Annotated in this window: 16 protein-coding genes and 1 other annotated feature; of the genes, 8 read left to right on the forward strand and 8 right to left on the reverse strand. The window is 35.1% G+C overall.

Annotation, left to right across the window (positions count from 1 at the left end; genetic code table 11):
- Positions 1-87: 87 nt before the first annotated feature.
- Both serS and hutH read right to left on the reverse strand, forming a co-directional pair.
- A complete protein-coding gene (gene serS, locus ACP7BT_RS10425; RefSeq protein WP_011302016.1) occupies positions 88-1,371 on the reverse strand; it encodes a serine--tRNA ligase in 1,284 nt (427 codons plus the stop codon).
- Between the two features lie 63 nt (positions 1,372-1,434).
- Positions 1,435-1,623: a binding site (T-box leader), on the reverse strand.
- Positions 1,624-1,702: 79 nt separating this feature from the next.
- A complete protein-coding gene (gene hutH, locus ACP7BT_RS10430) occupies positions 1,703-3,202 on the reverse strand; it encodes a histidine ammonia-lyase (RefSeq protein WP_041080281.1) in 1,500 nt (499 codons plus the stop codon).
- A gap of 395 nt (positions 3,203-3,597) precedes the next feature.
- Between hutH and ACP7BT_RS10435 the strand changes: the two genes are divergently transcribed.
- Positions 3,598-4,410, forward strand: coding sequence for an NAD(P)H-hydrate dehydratase (locus ACP7BT_RS10435; protein WP_002481968.1), 813 nt, complete (start codon positions 3,598-3,600; stop codon positions 4,408-4,410).
- Positions 4,411-4,471: 61 nt separating this feature from the next.
- Here ACP7BT_RS10435 and gyrA read toward each other — a convergent pair whose 3' ends face one another.
- The 6 genes from gyrA to dnaA all read right to left on the reverse strand — a co-directional run bounded on the left by gyrA (position 4,472) and on the right by dnaA (position 13,788).
- Positions 4,472-7,165, reverse strand: coding sequence for a DNA gyrase subunit A (gyrA, locus tag ACP7BT_RS10440; protein WP_002481967.1), 2,694 nt, complete (start codon positions 7,163-7,165; stop codon positions 4,472-4,474).
- 35 nt (positions 7,166-7,200) lie between these two features.
- The gene (gene gyrB, locus ACP7BT_RS10445; protein ID WP_002481966.1) at positions 7,201-9,135 is read right to left on the reverse strand and encodes a DNA topoisomerase (ATP-hydrolyzing) subunit B; all 1,935 of its coding nucleotides are present in this window, start codon (positions 9,133-9,135) and stop codon (positions 7,201-7,203) included.
- A 12-nt stretch (positions 9,136-9,147) separates the two neighbouring features.
- On the reverse strand, positions 9,148-10,263 hold the full coding sequence (gene recF, locus ACP7BT_RS10450) for a DNA replication/repair protein RecF (RefSeq protein WP_041080282.1): 1,116 nt from the start codon (positions 10,261-10,263) through the stop codon (positions 9,148-9,150).
- Complete coding sequence (gene yaaA, locus ACP7BT_RS10455; protein ID WP_171914394.1) at positions 10,260-10,493, reverse strand: S4 domain-containing protein YaaA; 234 nt, start codon at positions 10,491-10,493, stop codon at positions 10,260-10,262. Before yaaA ends, recF begins: the two co-directional genes overlap by 4 nt.
- Before the next feature lie 549 nt (positions 10,494-11,042).
- Positions 11,043-12,173 carry a DNA polymerase III subunit beta gene (gene dnaN, locus ACP7BT_RS10460; protein ID WP_041080283.1) on the reverse strand — a complete coding sequence of 377 codons (1,131 nt, stop codon included), beginning with the start codon at positions 12,171-12,173 and terminating at the stop codon, positions 11,043-11,045.
- A 247-nt stretch (positions 12,174-12,420) separates the two neighbouring features.
- Positions 12,421-13,788: a chromosomal replication initiator protein DnaA gene (gene dnaA / locus ACP7BT_RS10465; RefSeq protein WP_002481962.1), complete on the reverse strand. Its 1,368-nt coding sequence runs from the start codon at positions 13,786-13,788 to the stop codon at positions 12,421-12,423.
- 731 nt (positions 13,789-14,519) lie between these two features.
- Between dnaA and rpmH the strand changes: the two genes are divergently transcribed.
- The 7 genes from rpmH to ACP7BT_RS10500 all read left to right on the forward strand — a co-directional run bounded on the left by rpmH (position 14,520) and on the right by ACP7BT_RS10500 (position 21,867).
- Positions 14,520-14,657 carry a 50S ribosomal protein L34 gene (gene rpmH, locus ACP7BT_RS10470; RefSeq protein ID WP_000240855.1) on the forward strand — a complete coding sequence of 46 codons (138 nt, stop codon included), beginning with the start codon at positions 14,520-14,522 and terminating at the stop codon, positions 14,655-14,657.
- A 159-nt stretch (positions 14,658-14,816) separates the two neighbouring features.
- Positions 14,817-15,164, forward strand: coding sequence for a ribonuclease P protein component (gene rnpA, locus ACP7BT_RS10475; RefSeq protein WP_011304029.1), 348 nt, complete (start codon positions 14,817-14,819; stop codon positions 15,162-15,164).
- Positions 15,165-15,327: 163 nt separating this feature from the next.
- On the forward strand, positions 15,328-16,707 hold the full coding sequence (gene mnmE / locus ACP7BT_RS10480) for a tRNA uridine-5-carboxymethylaminomethyl(34) synthesis GTPase MnmE (protein ID WP_100217365.1): 1,380 nt from the start codon (positions 15,328-15,330) through the stop codon (positions 16,705-16,707).
- A gap of 16 nt (positions 16,708-16,723) precedes the next feature.
- Positions 16,724-18,601, forward strand: coding sequence for a tRNA uridine-5-carboxymethylaminomethyl(34) synthesis enzyme MnmG (mnmG, locus tag ACP7BT_RS10485; RefSeq protein ID WP_041080284.1), 1,878 nt, complete (start codon positions 16,724-16,726; stop codon positions 18,599-18,601).
- 1 nt (position 18,602) lies between these two features.
- Complete coding sequence (gene rsmG / locus ACP7BT_RS10490) at positions 18,603-19,322, forward strand: 16S rRNA (guanine(527)-N(7))-methyltransferase RsmG (RefSeq protein WP_002481958.1); 720 nt, start codon at positions 18,603-18,605, stop codon at positions 19,320-19,322.
- Between the two features lie 40 nt (positions 19,323-19,362).
- Entirely contained in the window at positions 19,363-20,202 is an 840-nt protein-coding gene (locus ACP7BT_RS10495) for a ParB/RepB/Spo0J family partition protein (protein WP_002481957.1), read from the forward strand.
- A 207-nt stretch (positions 20,203-20,409) separates the two neighbouring features.
- Complete coding sequence (locus tag ACP7BT_RS10500; protein ID WP_041080285.1) at positions 20,410-21,867, forward strand: carbon starvation CstA family protein; 1,458 nt, start codon at positions 20,410-20,412, stop codon at positions 21,865-21,867.
- The last annotated feature ends 113 nt before the right edge of the window (positions 21,868-21,980 follow it).

The raw sequence follows: 21,980 nt of genomic DNA on the forward strand, positions 1-21,980 counted from the left end.
TTACACCTCCCCTACCCTTTCGATAGTGCACAAAAAAACGCATAGGACCTATTGTCGCTACGCGTTTTTAGCATTACTTTCAGTTTTTTATTTAGTCGGACGGATGACTGTTTTACCACCCATAAATGGAACTAACACTTCTGGAATTGTAACTGAGCCATCTTCATTTTGATAGTTCTCAACGATAGCTGCAAAGGTACGACCTACAGCTAACCCGCTACCATTTAAAGTATGCGCTAATTCTGGTTTCGCATTTTTATCGCGTTTGAAGCGAATGTTTGAACGACGTGCTTGGAAATCTGTAATATTTGAACAAGAGCTGATTTCTTTATAATCATTATAGCTTGGTAACCAAACTTCTAAATCATATGTTTTACTTGAACCAAAACCAATATCTCCTGTACACAAGATAACACGGCGATATGGTAAACCAAGTTCTTCTAAAATCGCTTCTGCATGATGAGTCATGTCTTCAAGTGCTTGCCAAGAATCTTCAGGTTTTTCAATACGTACCATTTCAACTTTATCAAATTGGTGTAAGCGAATAAGTCCTCGTGTATCACGACCAGCAGATCCAGCCTCACTACGATAACAAGCTGATTGAGCTGTAAATTTAGCTGGTAATACGTCAGGTGCAATGATTTCATTGCGGTAATAATTCGTTAATGGCACTTCTGCAGTTGGAATGGTATAAAGGCCTTCTTTTTCTACTTTAAATAAGTCTTCTTCAAATTTAGGAAGTTGACCTGTACCATACATAGAATCGGCATTAACTAATTGTGGTACCATCATTTCCGTATAGCCATGTTGTGTCGTATGTTTCGTAATCATGTAGTTCATTAACGCTCTCTCTAATTGTGCACCGTCACCTGTCAAGAATACGAATCTCGCACCAGAGACTTTAGCTGCTCTTTCAAAATCAACCATCTCTAACTCTTCTACTAAATCCCAGTGTGCTTTATCTTCAAATTCAAAAGTTCTAGGTGTACCCCAACGTTTAACTTCTATATTATCTTCATCCGTAGCACCTTCTGGTACATCGTCGTGAATGATATTTGGAATACGAGACAATTTATCATTAAGGTCAACATCTACTTGATTTAAAGTATCATCTAGTACTTTAATTTCATCACCTAGGTTACGCATAGCTGCGATTGCATCGTCTGCATCTTCTTTATTACGTTTTTTCTGAGCAATTTCTCCACTTACTTTATTACGCTCTGCCTTCATTTCTTCGGCTTGACTGATAAGTTGACGACGTTGCTCATCTAGTTCTAATACTTCATCTACTACTTTTGAATCCATACCACGTTTTGCAACTTTTTCTTTAAGGAATTCTGGATCATTACGGAATAATTTGATATCTAACATGCTGCTCATCCTTTCAAATTTCAAAATTTATTGGATAATAACACAAAAAGACCACGTCCCTGTACAAGGGACGTGGTCTACGCGTTGCCACCCTATTTAACAGTCCAAAATTAGACTGCACTCTCACTAAATAACGGCTATAACCGATTGTTCTCATATAGTAGGTAGATTCATATTAAATATGATTACTTGTTCACACTAACCACAAGCTCTCTGAAATCAAAATTCAATATTACTTATCCTACGAACAATAGCATAATTAAGTTAATTTAAATATAGCAAATAACATCAGCTATTTCAAGGGTGACAACGTTTATGTCAATTAAAGTCCCTACATATAAGCAAGATCTTGTAAATATTGCGATACCGCTTCAATATCTTTATGGAACTGTCTATCTTCTGTAATTGATGGTACGATGTGACGTAATTCTTGATACTTTTCATATGTTTTCGGTGATAATTTATCAATATCTTTATATTCAACGGCTTGTAATGCAATAATCGTTTCAATTGCTAAGACACGTCTCGCATTTTCAATGATGTGATAGCCATGACGAGAGGCAATTGTTCCCATCGAAACGTGATCCTCTTGATTAGCTGAAGATGGTATTGAGTCAACACTTGCTGGATGTGCGAGTGTTTTATTTTCTGATACTAGGCTCGCAGCAGCATACTGCATAATCATCGCACCACTCTGTAATCCTGGTTGTGGGCTTAAAAAGGCAGGCAATCCATTATTTAATTGCGGATTTACGAGTCGTTCTAGACGACGCTCTGAGACATTAGCCAATTCACTTACACCTAACTTTAAGAAATCTAATGCAAAGGCAATCGGTTGCCCATGGAAATTACCTCCAGAAATAACAAGCGTTTCATCGCCTTCATCAAATATTAATGGATTATCATTAGCAGCGTTCATTTCAAATTCTAATTTTTCTTTCACATAATTAAATACTTGAAAACTTGCGCCATGTATTTGTGGAATACAGCGTAATGTGTATGCATCTTGTACACGTATGTCACCTTGTGTAGTGGTTAACTCTGAGCCATCTAACCAATCTAACATTCTAGCTGCAACATCTATTTGTTCTTGAAAATTACGTGCTTTATGCACTTTTTCATTATAAGCATCTGTAATGCCATTTAATGCTTGATGTGTTAGAGCTGCAATCCATTCTGCTTGGTAACCTAAGGCTTCCGCTTCAATATAATTAATCACACCTTGCGCAGTCATCGCTTGCGTGCCATTGATGAGTGCAAGCCCTTCTTTAGCTTGTAATTGTATTGGGTTACGATTTAATTGATTTAAGACATACCGGCTGTCAACTTCTTCACCTTTAAAAAATACATTGCCTTCACCAATTAAAGCTAATGCTAAATGAGATAATGGCGCTAAATCCCCTGATGCGCCTAAAGAGCCTTGCTGTGGAATCACTGGTACAATTCTGTGATTGATATAATAAACAAGTTGCTCTAATAACGCGACTGTCGTACCAGAATGACCTTTCAACAGAGTATTTAATCGTAAGACCATCATTACTAAAGCAACTTCTTCTGAAAATGGTTTCCCAACACCACAAGCATGTGATCGAATTAAATTTACTTGTAATTGATTGTATTCACCTTTATCAATTCGCACATCACTAAATAATCCAAATCCAGTTGTAATACCATAGATTGTTTCTTTGTTTTCTATAATGTGTTCCACCGTTTGTCTACTTTTCTTTACGCGTTCCAGTGCTTCTTGTGTTACTTCAACGGTATCTTCCTTATTTAAGAACATTTTAATATCATTGATTGTCAACATTTCACCATTAAGTTGTAATGTCATTTCCCCATCTCCTTGCTTATCTATTTTGTTCAATTAATTCGAGTATACGCTTACATTTTCACACGAACAATAGGATTGACCATATCCGTAATATGGTATTAAATTACTGATTTAATGGGATAAAGTCGTATCAAAATTATGTTTTCTAAAATTAATATTTTCTTTACGACTTTGCTATTGACTAATCTCGAAACCAGGTATAATATTTCTTATTGTATTTATAAATGAGCACATGAAAATAAGATATAAGTAACTTAAAAGAAAATGGTTTTAAAATTCTATAATATAGAGAATATAAGATAGCCAACTTTAACATTTATCATTTTAAGCAGATGCTTATCTTTTTCAAGTCAACGTATTAAATTAACGCTAAATGTTTAAAAGGAGGTTTCAAAATGGAAACTTTATCACAAGTAAGCATTCCAAAACGTAAAGATGAAACACATAAAGGTGATTATGGGAGAATTCTTTTAATTGGGGGCAATGCGAACTTAGGTGGTGCAATCATGCTTGCAGCTCGAGCGTGTGTTTATAGTGGTAGCGGATTAATCACTGTAGCTACACATCCAACAAATCATGCCGCTTTACATTCACGTTGTCCAGAGGCCATGGTGATTGATATTAACGATACTAAAATGTTAACAAAAATGATTGAGAACACGGATTGTATCTTGATCGGACCGGGACTCGGTTGTGATTTTAAAGGCAATAATGCCATCACTTTCCTATTACAAAATATTCAACCACATCAAAAATTAATTGTAGATGGGGATGCTATAACAATTTTTAGTAAATTGAAACCAGACATTCCTACGTGTAAGGTTATCTTTACGCCTCACCAAAAAGAGTGGGAACGTTTAAGTGGTATTCCTATAGAGGAACAAACGTATGAACGTAATCGTGAAGCCGCAGATCGCATTGGTGCAACCATTGTTTTAAAAAAGCACGGAACTGAAATCTATTTCAGAGGTAAAGACTACAAACTGCCAATAGGGACACCTGCAATGGCTACAGGTGGTATGGGTGATACTTTATCTGGTATGATTACAAGCTTTGTCGGCCAATTCAACGACACAGAAGAAGCCGTTACAAGTGCTACGTATACGCATAGTTATATTGGAGAACAGTTAGCAGAAAAAATGTATGTCGTGCCACCATCCAGACTAATCAGTGAAATACCTCATGCTATGAAAGCTTTAGAAAATTAAGCCAAAAAAGACCTACCTCATTGAGGTAGGTCTTTTTTATAATGACTATTATCGCATAAAATTACTCTTCTTCGTTATCTTCATTGTCCGCATTATCAATATCTTCATTCACACGGTCCATAAAGTCTTGTCGTACTTCTTGACGATCATCATCATCTGATACCTCACTATCTTCAACTTCTGTATGAATAGCGTTGCCTGGTGCATCGTCCTCTATCACAGCTTCACCTTGTTGTGAATCTTGTGCTATTTGTTCAGTTGCATCAGTATTTTCTGAATCGGAGGCAATTGCTTCAGTTTCTGTTTCAGCTTCATCTTCCTCATTTACTTTAGCTACTGTAGATACGAATTGATTTTCACCTAATTTAATCAATCTCACACCTTGTGCTGCACGGCCGTTTTGTGAAATATTCTCTACATCAATACGGATAATCACGCCAGAGTTTGTAACAACCATCAAGTCTTCTTCACCAGTCACTGATGTGATACAAACTACATTACCATTACGTTCTGTGATAGTCGCTGTTTTAATACCTTTACCACCACGGTTTGATAATCTGTAATCTTCAACTGGTGTACGTTTACCGTAACCATTTTCAGTCACGACGAGTATTTCATCATCGCTTTCGACTTTTGTAACATCTAAACCGACTACTTTATCGTCTTCTCTAAGTGTAATACCTTTCACACCGGCTGCGGTACGGCCAAGTGGACGTAAGGCAGTTTCAGGGAAGCGAATTAATGAAGCATGCGATGTACCGATTAGAATATCAGTTTCACCATCAGTTAAACGTACTGCAATCAATTCGTCATCCTGTTTGAAACTAATCGCAATTTTACCGTTTTTATTAATATGTGAGAAGTTACTTAGGGCAGAACGTTTCACTCTACCTTTTTGAGTAGCAAAGACTAAATAATCTTCTTCACTTTCTAAATCTTTAACAGCAATCATCGTACTAATCGATTCGTCATTGTCTAACTCAATTGCGTTAACTACTGGAATACCTTTAGACTGACGAGAAAGCTCTGGCACTTCGTAGCCTTTAAGTTTATAGACACGACCTTTATTCGTAAAGAATAGCACGTTGTCATGTGTACTTAACGTCACAAGTTGACTTACAAAGTCTTCTTCTAGCGTATTCATACCTTGAACACCACGACCACCACGGTGTTGTGCTCTATAAGTTGAAACTGGTAATCGTTTGATGTAGTTATTATGACTTAACGTAATCACAATTTGTTCTTCTGGAATTAGATCCTCATCTTCAATGTCATCTAAACCACCAATTTGGATTTCAGTCTTACGTTCATCACCATAACGCTCACGGACATCAATCAATTCATCACGAACAATTTGTAATAGTTTTTCTTCGTCTGCAAGGATAGATTTCAATTCTTCAATATAAGCAATTAGTTCATTATATTCAGCTTCAATCTTATCTCTTTCTAAACCAGTTAAACGTCTTAAACGCATATCTAAAATCGCTTGTGCTTGACGTTCAGATAATTTAAATTGTTCTTGTAAACTTGCCATGGCAATCTTATCGTTATCTGATTCACGAATAACTCTGATAATTTCATCAATATGATCAAGCGCAATTCTCAAACCTTCTAAGATATGTGCACGATCTAAAGCTTTTTTCAAATTATATTCGGTACGTCTTCTTACAACGACTTTTTGATGTTCTAAGTATTCAACTAAGGCATCTTTAAGTGAAATAAGTTTTGGTCTGCCATTAACTAAGGCAATCATGTTTACACCAAATGATGTTTGTAATGGTGTTTGTTTGTATAAGTTATTTAAGACAACACTCGCGTTGGCATCTTTACGGATATCGATTACTACACGGACACCTGTACGTAAACTTGTTTCATCTCGTAAGTCTGTGATACCATCTATTTTCTTATCACGCGCTAATTCAGCAATCTTTTCTATCATACGTGCTTTGTTAACTTGGTACGGTACTTCTGTAACAACAATACGTTGACGACCGCCACCACGTTCTTCTATTTCTGCACGAGAGCGCAATTGTATTGATCCACGACCTGTTTCAAATGCACGACGAATCCCACTCTTTCCAAGAATAATACCTGCAGTCGGGAAGTCTGGCCCTTGTATATCTTCCATCAATTCAGCAATGGTAATATCGGGATTATAACTTAAACTTAAAATACCGTTGATGACCTCTGTTAAATTATGTGGTGGAATATTTGTAGCCATACCAACAGCGATACCTGATGCACCATTAACTAATAAGTTAGGGAATCTAGCAGGTAAGACTGACGGCTCTCTTTCATTACCATCATAGTTATCGATAAAATCAATGGTATCTTTATTTAAATCTCTAAGTAATTCAAGTGTAATCTTAGACATACGTGCTTCTGTATAACGCATCGCAGCCGCACCATCGCCATCCATAGAACCAAAGTTACCTTGTCCATCAACTAAAGGATATCGATAGCTGAAGTCTTGTGCCATTCTAACCATTGCTTCATAAATTGATGAGTCACCATGTGGGTGATATTTACCCATTACGTCCCCAACAATACGCGCAGATTTCTTGTATGACTTGTCTGGTGTCATACCTTGTTCATGTAATCCATACAATATGCGTCGATGTACTGGTTTCAAACCATCTCTAACATCAGGTAAAGCACGTGAGACAATAACACTCATCGCATAGTCTAAGAATGACTCGCGCATCTCACTCGTTATATTTCGTTCATTAATTCTTGATTCAGGTAATTCAGCCATCAAGATATCCTCCTTCAAAAATTCAGTTCATCGTATTAGAAATCTAAGTTGGCATAGACTGCATTATCTTCAATAAACTGTCTACGGTTCTCTACAACGTCGCCCATTAACATTTCGAAGACTTGATCCGCTTCAATCGCATCATCCAATGATACTTGTAACATGGCTCTATTTTCTGGATTCATGGTAGTTTCCCATAATTGATCCGCATTCATTTCACCAAGACCTTTGTAACGTGAAATCGACCATTTTGGCGTTGGTTCTAACTCAGCTTTAAGTTTTTCTAATTCACGTTCATTAAAGACATAGTATTTTTGTTTACCTTGTGTCAGTTTGAATAAAGGTGGTTGTGCAATATACACATATCCTGCTTCTAACAATGGTCTCATAAAGCGATAGAAGAATGTTAATAACAATGTTCTAATATGTGCACCATCGACATCAGCATCTGTCATAAGGACAATCTTATGATAGCGTGCTTTACTTAAATCAAATTCGCCACCAATACCCGTACCAAATGCCGTAATCATCGAACGAATCTCGTTATTATTTAAAATTCTATCTAAACGTGCTTTTTCAACGTTCAAGATTTTACCACGCAATGGTAATATCGCTTGTGTTTCTGAATCACGACCGGATTTTGTAGACCCACCGGCAGAGTCACCCTCGACGATAAAGATTTCACTACGTGATGGGTCTTTACTAGAGCAATCGGCCAATTTACCAGGTAAGCTTGATATTTCTAATGCTGATTTACGGCGCGTGACTTCACGTGCTTTTTTCGCAGCAAGACGTGCGTGCGAAGCCATGATACCTTTTTCAACTACAATACGGCCTACTTGAGGATGTTCATATAAGAAGCGCTCAAATAACTCGGAGAATAGTTTATCAACGATTTGACGTACTTCAGAGTTACCTAATTTTGTTTTTGTTTGTCCTTCAAATTGTGGATCACCGTGCTTAATTGAAACAATTGCTGTCAAACCTTCACGTGTGTCTTCACCTGAAAGTCTTTCTTTATCTTCTTTGATAATTTTACTATTTAATCCGTAACTATTAAGTACACGAGATAGCGCACGTTTGAAACCTTCCTCGTGTGTACCGCCTTCATATGTGTGAATATTATTCGCATACGTCAACAAGTTTGTTGCAAAACCTTTGTTGTATTGTAAGGCAATTTCAACTTCAATTTCATCTTTCGTTTGATGCACGTAAATAGGTTCTTCATGTAAAGGCTCTTTGTTTTCATTTAGCATTTCAACATAAGATTTAATACCACCTTCATAGTGATATGTGTCTTCACGAACTTCTTCACCACGTTCATCTCTTAAAGTAATTGAAATACCTTTATTTAGGAACGCAAGCTCTCTTGTACGTTGTTGTAATGTTTCATAATGATATGTTGTCGTTTCTGTGAAAATTTCAGGATCCGCTTTAAAACGAATGACTGTACCTGTATTATCATCATCTGTTTCTTCAATGACTTTCAAGTCAAATTGAGGTACACCTTTTTTATAACCTTGATGATAAACTTTGCGGTCTTTATACACGTATACTTCAAGATCTTCTGATAACGCGTTGACTACTGATGAACCTACACCATGTAAACCACCAGAAACTTTATAACCGCCGCCACCGAATTTACCACCAGCATGTAATACAGTTAGAATAACCTCAACTGCAGGACGTCCCATTTTTTCTTGAATGCCAACAGGTATACCACGGCCATTATCCGTTACCTTAATCCAATTATCTTTTTCGATCACAACTTCAATTGTGTCGGCATAACCTGCAAGTGCTTCATCGATACTGTTATCGACAATTTCCCATACAAGATGGTGTAAACCTTTTTCTGAAGTTGAACCAATATACATACCTGGTCTTTTACGTACCGCTTCTAGACCTTCCAATACCTGAATCTGTCCAGCACCATAATCTTCCGTGTTGTTCACATCTGACACTGCTTCCACCTTCACTTTCCATTACTTTATAATTTCGCCCTGATTAATGCGATAAAGTTTAGCGTTTTTCATAATTTCATGTTCTATACCGTCTACGGATGTCGTAGTAACAAAAGTCTGCACTTTATGTTGAATAGTGCTCAATAAATGAGATTGACGTGAATCATCTAACTCACTTAATACATCATCTAGCAATAGAATTGGATACTCACCTACTTCAATATTCATTAACTCAATTTCAGCGAGTTTGATTGATAGTGCAGTAGTTCTTTGTTGACCTTGCGAGCCATAAGTCTGAGCGTCCATTCCATTCACATTAAAACCTAAATCATCTCTGTGAGGTCCGTATAAACACACACCTCGGTCTTTTTCTCGTTCCATATTGTCATTAAGTATCGTTAAGACTTCCTCTAAGCGTTCCGTCTCACTTTTATCTTTATTTTCTAGTTTAATACTAGGTAAATAGCTTAAAGACAATGTTTCACGTTCATTTGTAATCCCAGAATGGATAGGTTTCGCTAGTGATTCAAGTTCATTAATAAAATGTTCACGTCTTAGCGTAATTTTGAGTGCGTATTCTGCAAATTGTTGGTTTAAGACTTCAAGCATGGTGCTGTCTGTCTTTTGTCCATATTGCAGTTGCTTCAAATAATTATTCTTTTGTTTTAAAATACGTTGATACTGTGACAAATCATTTAAATATACTGCTGAGATTTGTCCAAGTTCCATATCTATAAATCTACGTCTAATCTGCGGTGATCCTTTGACAATATTTAAATCCTCAGGCGCAAACAAAACGACGTTCAAGTGCCCAATATACTGAGTCAGTCTACTTTGTTCTAAGTGATTGATTTTGACTTGCTTACCTTTTTTAGTGATGTACATCGTTAAAGGCATCTCACCATATCTATAACTAAGATCACCCTCTATTTTAGCATAGTCGCTATCGAAACGTATGAGTTCTTTGTCATTAGACGTTCTGTGACTTTTAGCTAGTGCTAACGTATAAATAGATTCTAATAAATTAGTCTTCCCTTGGGCATTTTCACCAATCAATATATTGACATCGGGATGACAATTTAAGGAAATTGACTCATAATTACGATAATTTTGTAACTGGAGTGTCTTTAATTTCATTCTTCACCTTGATGTAATATCAAAAATGAACCGACTTCTGGTATGACAATGCTATCTCGATGATTTAATTTCTTACCGCGACGCGTTTCACGCTCATCATTGATCATGACATCAAAATCTTGTAAGAACCATTTTGCTTGTCCGCCAGATTCGATAATACCTTCTGTCTTTAGAAATTGCCCTAAAGTAATGTCTCCATCAACAATTACCTCTTCAACCAAATCAATCACTCCATTTCTTTTAAGCTCACTTATATATTATACCTTTTTTTGCGGAAAATTTCATGCAAAATACAGTGAGTAAGCGATTTCTTTTAACTTATTTTAAATATTTTTAAATAATTAGTTTCAAAGTTATTTTTAACGTTGTTTCATATGTCATATTATATCAAAAATAAATACATTATACGGGCATTCTTTACAAATAATATTAATTTTCACTAAATACCTTAATCTGCTTAAAAATTTATGTATGATAATCGGACTATATTTATTTTGCATTTAGAGCTGTTTTAAGACACTTTTATTACTTTTAAGCATTTTCCCCTAAGAAAATGTTTAAAATGCTTATATTTGCCCTTTAAATGTCTTTAATCATGAAATTAAATAATAAAATTAGCAAATTTCTATTTATCTCTTACTATCTGCTTTTAAACTCAGACTCTTTTTTTCAAATAAAAACAGGAACAAACCAGAAATCACTAAGATTTCAAAGGCTTGTTCCTGTTAAGTTGCACTTTTATGAGAAAAGTAATTGCATTAATCTATTTAACAATACGATTAATACGTTCTAATCGGTAAGATGAGTTGTGTAACTGAATCATCGTCTTTTGGTTTTAAAATAAATGGTTTCATTGTACCGAAAAATTCTACTTCCACTTCATCGTTATCAATGGCTTTTAAAGCATCCATCATATATTTTGAGTTGAATGAGATTTTTAAGTTGCCACCATCTACATTACTTGCTTTAACATCTTCTTTTACCGTACCAATTTCTGGTGATGTTGAAGATAATTCTACAAGTTCATTACCTGTACTTAATTTAATGACATTATTGCCGCCTTCACGTGCTAATAAAGATGCACGATCGATGGCATGATAGAATTCACCATTATCAATTCCTAATTTAATTTCGTAATTCTCTGGGAATAAACGAGATGTATCAGGATAATGACCTTCTAATAAACGTGAAATAAAGTTTACGTTACCCACTTTGAATAACACTTGATTTGAAGCAAAGAAAATATCGATGTCTTCTTCACTGTCTGACATAATCTTATTTAACTCAGATAATGCTTTACCAGGAATGATGACATTTTTATTTTCTGAGTCATCTTCTAATGCTACCTTTCTTACAGCCAAGCGGTGTGAGTCAGTAGCTGTGCATATTAATTCATTTTCTTGTATAAGCCAGTTGACACCAGTAAGCACTGGGCGTGTTTCTGAGGTGGACACTGCGAAATTAGTCTGTGCGATAACGTTTTTAAGCACTTTAACTGATAATTGGATCGCATCATCACGAGAAACTTGTGGCAATAATGGATATTGGTCTGGGTCTAAACCACTTAAGTTAAATTCAGAATGTCCAGATGTAATAAGTGTTTGGAACTGTTCATTTGTAGAAAGTTTAACTTCTTTACCTGGTAATTTTTTTATAATGTCTACGAAGAAACGACCAGGAAGCACGACTGATCCAGTTTCAGCAATATCAATAATATCTTCACCATCGACTTGTTTAGGAATAGTGATTTCGATTGAGATTTCTGAATCAGAACCAGTTAGTATAACTTCGTTGTTTTTAACTTCAATTTTGATACCAGTTAAGATAGGTAATGTTGTTCTTGGTGAGATGGCTTTAAGTGTGTCATTTAATTGATTAATAAAATAATCTCTTCTTATTGTGAATTCCATCTTTATTAAACTCCTTCCAGTCGTTTATATATTAAATTATATAGGTTTTAAGACAGTAGTAATAGTAGTAGGGCTTGTGGATTAGGGGATAAGTTAATTTTAGTGAACAGTGACGTCGATTAAAGACTGTGGATAACTTGTGCACTGTGTGTATGACTTTTTAACATTATCCACAATAACGTTTATAATTCCTCTATTAACTATTCCTCAAAATACCTACGATTAATCTGTTATAGTACAGTTTATTTTATTGGTTTCTTATTTCTTTTTCTAAATTTTCAACTTCTTGTTTAAAAGTTGGATCATTTTGTATATCTTTAACTATTTTTTCATGTGCATGAATAACCGTTGTATGATCACGACCGCCAAACTCTTCACCAATTTTTGGTAATGAAAAATCGGTTAACTCACGTGATAAGTACATTGCAATTTGACGCGGATAAGCGATGGATTTTGTTCGTTTTTTAGCGCTAAAATCTTCAATTCTTACACTATAATATTGACCAACAATTTTCTGAATATCTTGTATCGTGATTTTTTTAGATTTAGGTGCTTGAATAATATCTTTAAGTGCTTCAGCTGTTAACTCAGTCGTAATGGGTTGTCCCTGTAATTTTGAAAATGCTAAGACACGTGTTAATGCGCCTTCAAGTTCACGAATATTAGACTGAATTTGATTGGCGATGTAAGTAAGCGCCTCAGTTGGAATGTTAAGATTTTCTTCGCCAATTTTCTTCTGTAAAATCGCCATTCTTGTTTCATAATCAGGCGGCGTAATATCTACGATTAATCCCCATTCGAAACGTGAACGTAAACGATCTTCTAGTTTAGCAATTTCTTTTGGAGGTCGATCACTAGAAATTACAATTTGCTTATTTGCTTGATGTAATTCATTAAATGTATGGAAAAATTCTTCTTGAGTCTGTTCTTTATTTTGAATAAATTGAATATCATCAATTAATAAAACGTCGATATTACGGTATTTTTCCCTAAAACGTTCAGTTTTATTATCACGAATAGACTTAATAAATTCATTTGTAAATTTTTCACTAGACGTATAAATAACTTTAGCGTCTGGATTGTTATCCAATACATAATGACCAATCGCATGCATTAGATGGGTCTTACCTAAACCAACACCCCCATAAATAAATAATGGATTATACGCTTTAGCTGGTGCTTCTGCCACTGCAAGACTTGCAGCATGAGGGAATCTATTACCTGGTCCAATGACAAATGTTTCAAACGTATTATGTGTATTGAACTGTTCACCGCCAATGACAGCTTCATCAACGCCTGGCGTATACTTTTTGGCTGGTTGTTCTGGTTGATTTTCTTCTTTTTGCTCACTTGTATGTAAGCTTTTTAGCTCTTCTTCAGTATAAAAGACTGGTGCTATCTCATGACCAATTGCTTCATATAAAGCAGCTTTAATAATTTCTGCGTAATTCATCTTTAACCAATTAGCAACAAAATCGTCATCAGTAACTACAATCGCTTGCTCATTCTGCAGTTTAAACAATTTTGTATCTTTAAGAAATGTTTGGTAGCTTGCACTACTTACTTTTTCTTGAGCCAAGGTTAGAACTTTTTCCCATATTTCTTGTTCTGACATAATAACAAACTCCAACTTTCGTAAATTTTAAAGTTATACACAAAAACAACAGGTACAAATAAAAAGAATCACAGGCTGTTGATAATTATCCACAAGTTACGCACAATCAGTGGATAACTATTACCTAACTGTGATTTATACACAGGCTTTTGTTGTATAATTTATTAATTTAAACTCTGTAGCAATCAATATCTACATAACTTATCCACATAATTATACTTTTTAACAACAACCTCTGTCAAATGGGTGTGAATATGTTCTTAAATGCTGAGGAACTCTGTGAATAACATTATACTTATCCACAAATTTGAGGTATAGCGTTGTGTATAAGTGGATAACTTTGAGCAATAGACAGTATACCAAATTTTAAGGTGTTTGTGGGTTTGGGAAATAATTTATAAAGATTGTATGAAAAATGTATAACACAAAATGGATAAATGCAGGGGTGCTGCAAAAGGGGATTATTTGCATAGACAGAAGCACTTTTGGAGTGAAACATAGTAAATGCTTGATTGTAATATAATAAAGGAAGTGTATGATGTAACTCATATATTTTAAATCAGTCACTTAAATTGAGACTTGCTTTATAAAATAGATTTTGTTATATTGTAGTAGTTGCTTGAATTATGACTAGAAATTAATAACAGTTAAATCAAGACTTGAAGCAGAAGCGTATATTAATTTATCTATTATAATAGTATAGAACCGAATAAAGATGGAGGTGTTTTTGCATGGTAAAACGTACTTATCAACCAAATAAACGTAAACATAGTAAAGTTCATGGTTTCAGAAAACGCATGAGCACAAAAAATGGTCGTAAAGTGTTGGCGCGTCGTCGTCGTAAAGGCCGTAAAGTATTATCAGCATAAGATCACTGACTCATCAGTGGTCTTTTTTTTGGTTTTAGTGAAGTAAAATTGCTAAAAATTACGTAGATTTCTACTATTAATTTATGATAACGAATGAATAGAACGAAACATAAGGTTCGTTGGTATATGTATTGAAAAGATATGATAAGTGAGTGATGCTTGGTGGAGAAAGCTTACCGAATAAAAAAAAATAGTGATTTCCAGTTTATTTATAAGAAAGGGAAATCGGTTGCAAATAGACAATTTGTAATATATACGCAACCTAATAAAGCGTTGAATCATTTTCGCTTAGGTATTAGTGTTTCTAAAAAGTTAGGTAATGCAGTCGTAAGAAATAGAATTAAACGTGCCATTCGCGAAAATTTTAAAATCCATAAAGAAGATATCTTACCAATGGATATTATTGTGATAGCGAGGCAACCAGCAAAAGATATGGACACATTACAAATACAAGCGAGTTTGGAACATGTACTCAAAATAGCAAAGGTATTTAATAAGCGTGTTTAAGTAGGGAAGGGGAAGAAAGATGTTAGACAACCGTAAGTCTTACCTCAGACAAACCGAAGAATAACTTTTACGAAATGGTAAACAAGATACTCGCTTTTTAATAGGAAACTATTTACAATATTATAATGATAAAAATGAAGTCGAAAAGGAGGCGAGATGGATGATGGATTTAGATACGATAACGAGTATATCCACACCAATGGGTGAAGGTGCAATTGGTATTGTACGTTTATCAGGTGTAGATGCTGTAGATATTGCAGATAAACTTTATAAAGGTAAAGAAAGACTTGAAGATGTAACGTCTCACACAATTAACTATGGTCATATTATTGATCCTGAATCGAACGAAGTGGTGGAAGAAGTTATGGTTTCCGTACTACGTGCACCAAAGACGTTCACACGTGAAGATATTGTCGAAATTAACTGTCATGGTGGTATTTTAACAATTAATAGAATACTAGAATTGACGATGACCTATGGGGCCCGTATGGCTGATCCAGGTGAATATACAAAACGTGCTTTCTTAAATGGCAGAATAGATTTATCTCAAGCAGAAGCGGTGATGGATTTTATTCGTTCTAAAACCGATCGTGCGTCTAAAGTTGCAATGAATCAAATAGAAGGTCGTTTAAGTGATATGATAAAACGACAGCGACAATCCATTCTCGAAATCCTTGCTCAAGTCGAAGTGAACATAGATTACCCAGAATATGATGATGTCGAAGATGCGACTACAGAGGTATTATTAGGGAAATCAAATGAAATTAAAACAGAAATTAATAAATTACTCGATACAGGTACACAAGGGAAGATTATGAGAGAAGGGCTTTCTACGGTTATCGTTGGTAAGCCTAATGTCGGTAAATCATCGATGCTCAATAACCTCATTCAAGATAATAAAGCCATTGTGACTGAAGTGCCTGGTACTACAAGAGATACTTTAGAAGAATATGTCAATGTCCGTGGTGTACCATTAAGACTTGTCGATACAGCAGGTATACGTGAAACAGAAGATATCGTCGAACGTATTGGTGTAGAGCGATCAAGAAAAGCGTTAGGCGAAGCGGATTTAATACTATTTGTACTTAATTATAATGAAAGATTAACAGATGAAGATCGTAAGCTGTATGAAGTGATTAAGAATGAAGATGCGATTGTTATTGTTAATAAGATGGATTTAGACAAGCATTTAGATCTTGATGAAGTCAAAGATATGATTGGCGATATGCCATTGATTCAGACATCGATGCTCAAACAAGAAGGCATTGATCAATTAGAAATTCAAATTAGAGATTTATTCTTTGGTGGCGATGTTCAAAATCAAGATATGACTTATGTTTCTAATTCAAGACATATTTCATTATTGAAACAAGCAAGAAATACCATTCAAGATGCAATAGATGCAGCAGAATCAGGTGTACCGATGGATATGGTACAAATCGACTTAACAAGAACATGGGAAATTTTAGGTGAGATTATCGGTGAATCTGCAAGTGATGAATTAATTGACCAGTTATTTAGTCAATTCTGTTTAGGAAAATAATAAGGAGGAAATAATAATGGCTCAAGAATATGATGTGATAGTAATAGGAGCCGGACATGCTGGTATTGAAGCTGGATTAGCTTCAGCACGTCGTGGTGCCAAAACGTTAATGTTGACGATTAACCTAGATAATATTGCTTTTATGCCGTGTAACCCATCAGTGGGTGGTCCAGCAAAAGGTATTGTCGTACGTGAAATCGATGCATTAGGTGGTCAAATGGCGAAAACCATTGATAAAACGCATATTCAAATGCGTATGTTAAATACTGGTAAAGGTCCAGCAGTAAGAGCGTTACGTGCTCAAGCAGATAAAGTCTTGTATCAACAAGAAATGAAAAAAGTAATTGAAGATGAAGAAAACCTTGATATCATGCAAGGTATGGTAGATGACCTCATTATTGAAGATGATGTCATTAAAGGTGTAAGAACAAATATCGGTACAGAATACTGGTCAGAGGCAGTTATTATTACAACAGGTACATTTTTACGTGGTGAAATCATTTTAGGTAACATGAAGTATTCAAGTGGTCCAAACCATCAATTACCTTCAATCTCTCTAGCTGATAACTTAAGAGGATTAGGTTTTGAAGTCGTTAGATTTAAAACAGGTACACCACCACGTGTAAATGCCAAAACGATTGATTATTCTAAAACGGAAATCCAACCTGGTGATGATGTTGGAAGAGCCTTCAGCTTTGAAACAACAGAATATATTTTAGATCAATTGCCATGTTGGTTAACTTATACAAATGGTGATACACACCAAGTGATTGATGATAACTTACATTTATCAGCTATGTATTCAGGTATGATCAAAGGTACTGGTCCAAGATATTGCCCATCCATTGAAGATAAATTTGTAAGATTCAATGACAAACCACGCCATCAACTATTCTTAGAACCAGAAGGTAGAAATACAAACGAAGTTTATGTCCAAGGTCTATCAACAAGTTTACCTGAACATGTGCAACGTCAAATGTTAGAAACGATTCCTGGTTTAGAAAAAGCAGATATGATGCGTGCAGGCTATGCCATCGAGTATGATGCGTTAGTTCCAACACAATTATGGCCAACACTTGAAACTAAAAAAATCAAAAACTTATACACTGCTGGCCAAATTAATGGGACATCAGGTTATGAAGAAGCGGCTGGACAAGGTATCATGGCTGGTATCAATGCAGCAGCACGTGTTCAAGGTAAAGATGAAGTTATCTTAAGTCGTTCAGATGCCTATATTGGTGTATTAATTGATGATTTAATTACCAAAGGTACAAACGAACCTTATCGTTTATTAACTTCTCGTGCTGAATACCGTCTATTATTAAGACATGACAACGCTGATTTACGTCTAACAGACTTAGGTTATGAATTAGGTATGATTTCAGAGGAACGCTATGCACGTTTTAATGAAAAACGCGCTATGATTAAAGCAGAACAAGAACGTCTAAATGGCATTCGCGTCAAACCAAACGACCGTGTGCAAGAGATTATTGAGGCTCAAGGCGGGTCTCGTTTGAAAGACGGTATCCTTGCTTTAGAATTATTACGTCGTCCTGAAATGACATACGATTTAATTCTAGAAATTTTAGATGAATCACATCAATTGCCTTCAGACGTTGAAGAACAAGTTGAAATTCAAACTAAATATGAAGGTTATATCAATAAATCTTTACAACAAGTTGAAAAAGTTAAACGTATGGAAGAGAAGAAAATTCCAGAAGATCTAGATTATAGTAAGGTAGATAGTTTAGCGACTGAAGCACGTGAGAAATTAGCAGAAGTTAAGCCGCTCAATATTGCACAAGCTTCACGTATATCTGGTGTCAATCCAGCCGATATTTCAATTTTACTTGTATATCTTGAACAAGGTAAAATCCAAAGGGTGAATAACTAAGATGAGTGTAGCATGGTTAACACAGCAACTGAGTACACATGGAATAGAACTTTCAGATAAACAACAACAACAGTTTCAAACGTATTATCAAATGCTTGTTGAATGGAATGAAAAAATGAATTTAACAAGTATTACTGAAGAACATGAAGTATATTTGAAGCATTTTTATGATTCAATTGCGACAAGTTTTTATACGAATTTAACTAAAGAATTAACGATATGTGACGTGGGTGCTGGTGCTGGTTTTCCTAGCATTCCTTTGAAAATCATTTTTCCGAATTTGAAAGTTACAATTGTAGATTCACTGAATAAACGCATTCACTTTTTAAATCAATTAGCGGAAGCTTTAGAGTTAGACAATGTGAGTTTTGTACATGATCGTGCCGAAACTTATGGTAAGGGAGACTACAGGGCGTCTTACGATATCGTTACAGCACGTGCAGTTGCTAGACTTTCTGTATTAAGTGAGCTATGCTTACCATTAGTTAAAAAAGGTGGTCACTTCATAGCACTGAAATCGTCTAAAGGTGAAGAAGAATTGGAAGAAGCACGTTTCGGTATTGGCGTATTAGGTGGTAAAGTACTTGATACAATTTCATATGAACTACCTGAAGATGCAGGTGAAAGACAGATGATTATCATAGACAAACGTAGTCAAACACCTAAGAAATATCCTAGAAAACCAGGAACACCAAATAAATCACCGTTACTTGAAAAATAGTAAAATTCAATACAATTAATTTAGAGGGAGCGCATAGTAAATGAAAAAACCTTTTTCTAAATTATTTGGTTTAAAGAACAAAGATGACATCGTTGGTTATATTGAAGAGGATTATAATAATAGCGTTGAATCTATTCATACGGAACGTATTGTGCCAAACCGTTATCAACCAAGACAAGTATTTGAGCCAAATAAGATTAAAGAACTCGCAGAATCTATAGAAGAACATGGTTTGTTACAACCGATTGTCGTACGTCCAATTGAAGAGGATATGTTTGAGATTATAGCAGGTGAACGTAGATTTAGAGCTTTACAGAGCCTAAGTAAAACGCACGCTGATGTAATTATTAGATATTTAGATGATGAGGAAACTGCTGTAGTCGCACTCATTGAAAATATTCAACGTGAAAATTTATCTGTTGTTGAAGAAGCCGAAGCTTATAAAAAGTTACTAGAAATCGGGGATACCACACAGAGCGAATTAGCTAAAAGTGTCGGTAAAAGTCAGAGCTTTATTGCTAATAAACTTCGTTTATTAAAATTGGCGCCTAAAGTATTGGAACGTTTACGTGAAAGTAAAATTACGGAACGCCATGCGCGCGCGATGCTCAGTTTATCAGAAGAAGATCAAGAAATATTAGTTGAAACGGTTATAAGTCAAAAATTAAATGTAAAACAAACAGAAGCACGCGTGAAACAAAAGATAGGCCCTGAAAAAGTAAAAGCACAAAGATTTGAATTTGAAAAAGATTTAACTGATGCGCGTGAAGCGGTTGGTAAAAGTTTAGATTCTATCGAAAAAAGCGGTATTAAATATGAGCATCAAGCCAAAGATTATGATGATTATTATGAAATTAAAATAAAATTATTTAAACATTAATAGTGATAGAGGTTTACCTATGATAAGACGAGGTAAGCCTCTATTTTTTGTACTAATATATATGATTAGGTATTAATTAAGGTTTAATAAAATCAAAAATACATATTTATAAAATTAGAATAAAAAACAAATGTAATATTGTGAAATTTTACCATTTATGATTAAATTAAGAAAACGCTTTCAAGTTATCTAAGGGGGAATGGTAACATGATTACTTTTATTGTAGCTATTATTTTATTGGTGGTGGGTTATTTCACTTATGGAAAATACATAGACAAAATGTTTGGACCAAATAAAGAGCGACCCACACCAGCGTATGATCAAAGAGATGATGTTGATTATTTACCAATGAAAACGCGATCTAACTCGCTTATACAATTGTTAAATATCGCAGGTGTTGGACCTATATTTGGACCTATTATGGGAGCACTTTATGGACCCATAGCATTTATTTGGATTGTTGTAGGCTGTATCTTTGCAGGGGCAGTACATGATTATCTGACCGGTATGATTTCAATTAGAAATAAAGGGGCGCACTTACCAGAACTTGCAGGGAAATTTTTAGGTCAAGTGATGAAGCACTTTGTTAATATATTTTCTATTTTATTATTACTCTTAACAGGAACTGTATTTGTGACTAGTCCGGCACTTCTATTACATAATTTAATGGATGGACGCATTGCACTGGGTATTATTATTTTTGTTATATTTGTGTATTATATATTATCTACAATTTTACCTATAGATAAGATCATTGGTAGAATTTATCCAGTGTTTGGCGCATTATTATTAGTGAGTGCGGTAGGTATAGGTTTCCGTCTTATTCAAACAGGGGCACCTATTCCAGAACTAAATTTTAGTAATATGCATCCTGATGGGGCGCCAGTATTTCCATTACTATTCTTTACAATAACTTGTGGTGCATTGTCTGGATTTCATGCGACACAGACACCGATTATTTCTAGAACAACAAATAAAGAACAGAATGGTAGATTCATCTTTTACGGTATGATGATTGCGGAAGGTATCATAGCAATGATTTGGGCTGCAGCGGGTATGAGTTTATTTAATGGCTATAATGGTTTGAATGATGTCTTAGCACGTGGTGAAGCTGCATTAGTAGTGAGCCAGGCATCACATCTATTACTGGGCTCTGTATTCGGTACGATCGCCGTGTTAGGTGTTATCATTTTACCAATCACTAGCGGGGATACGTCTTTCAGAAGCGCTAGAATGATTATTGCAGATTATTTAAACTATGGTCAGCGAAATATTGTTAAACGTATTATTGTAGCAGTGCCATTGTTCGTTATTAGCTTTGGTCTTACACAAGTTGATTTCACGATTCTATGGAGATATTTCTCTTGGGCAAATCAAACAACAGCGGTTGTTGCACTATGGGTAGGTGCGATGTATCTATTGATTGCGAAAAAGAATTTCTGGGTGGCAGCAATTCCAGCTGTGTTTATGACATGGAATATTTTTACTTATATTTTAAGTCAGAAAATTGGATTGGGTTTAGACCTCAATTTAAGTTATATCATAGCCTTTGTGCTAACGATTTTATGGGTAGCTTATTTCAGTTATCAATACAAAAAAATCACAGCAGGTGCTAAATTTGAATTGGATTATCAAATACCTTATAAGCAACAACAAACAACATAATATTATATTAAAGGATAGGGGCTTGCTAATATAACAAGTTTCCTATCCTTTGGTATGTCTAAAAGGTAGTATTGATTCCCTGTGACAACAGTATGTAAAAATATTTAAGCATG

The organism is Staphylococcus sp. Y174-1 (assembly GCF_049897865.1).
GTDB lineage: Bacteria > Bacillota > Bacilli > Staphylococcales > Staphylococcaceae > Staphylococcus > Staphylococcus saprophyticus.

Coding starts and splice junctions, on each gene's coding strand:
- serS (WP_011302016.1), bottom strand. CDS start 1,371: ATGTTAGATATCAAATTATTCCGTAATGATCCAGAATTCCTTAAAGAA.
- hutH (WP_041080281.1), bottom strand. CDS start 3,202: ATGACATTACAACTTAATGGTGAAATGTTGACAATCAATGATATTAAA.
- ACP7BT_RS10435 (WP_002481968.1), top strand. CDS start 3,598: ATGGAAACTTTATCACAAGTAAGCATTCCAAAACGTAAAGATGAAACA.
- gyrA (WP_002481967.1), bottom strand. CDS start 7,165: ATGGCTGAATTACCTGAATCAAGAATTAATGAACGAAATATAACGAGT.
- recF (WP_041080282.1), bottom strand. CDS start 10,263: ATGAAATTAAAGACACTCCAGTTACAAAATTATCGTAATTATGAGTCA.
- dnaN (WP_041080283.1), bottom strand. CDS start 12,173: ATGGAATTCACAATAAGAAGAGATTATTTTATTAATCAATTAAATGAC.
- dnaA (WP_002481962.1), bottom strand. CDS start 13,788: ATGTCAGAACAAGAAATATGGGAAAAAGTTCTAACCTTGGCTCAAGAA.
- rpmH (WP_000240855.1), top strand. CDS start 14,520: ATGGTAAAACGTACTTATCAACCAAATAAACGTAAACATAGTAAAGTT.
- mnmE (WP_100217365.1), top strand. CDS start 15,328: ATGGATTTAGATACGATAACGAGTATATCCACACCAATGGGTGAAGGT.
- mnmG (WP_041080284.1), top strand. CDS start 16,724: ATGGCTCAAGAATATGATGTGATAGTAATAGGAGCCGGACATGCTGGT.
- rsmG (WP_002481958.1), top strand. CDS start 18,603: ATGAGTGTAGCATGGTTAACACAGCAACTGAGTACACATGGAATAGAA.
- ACP7BT_RS10495 (WP_002481957.1), top strand. CDS start 19,363: ATGAAAAAACCTTTTTCTAAATTATTTGGTTTAAAGAACAAAGATGAC.
- ACP7BT_RS10500 (WP_041080285.1), top strand. CDS start 20,410: ATGATTACTTTTATTGTAGCTATTATTTTATTGGTGGTGGGTTATTTC.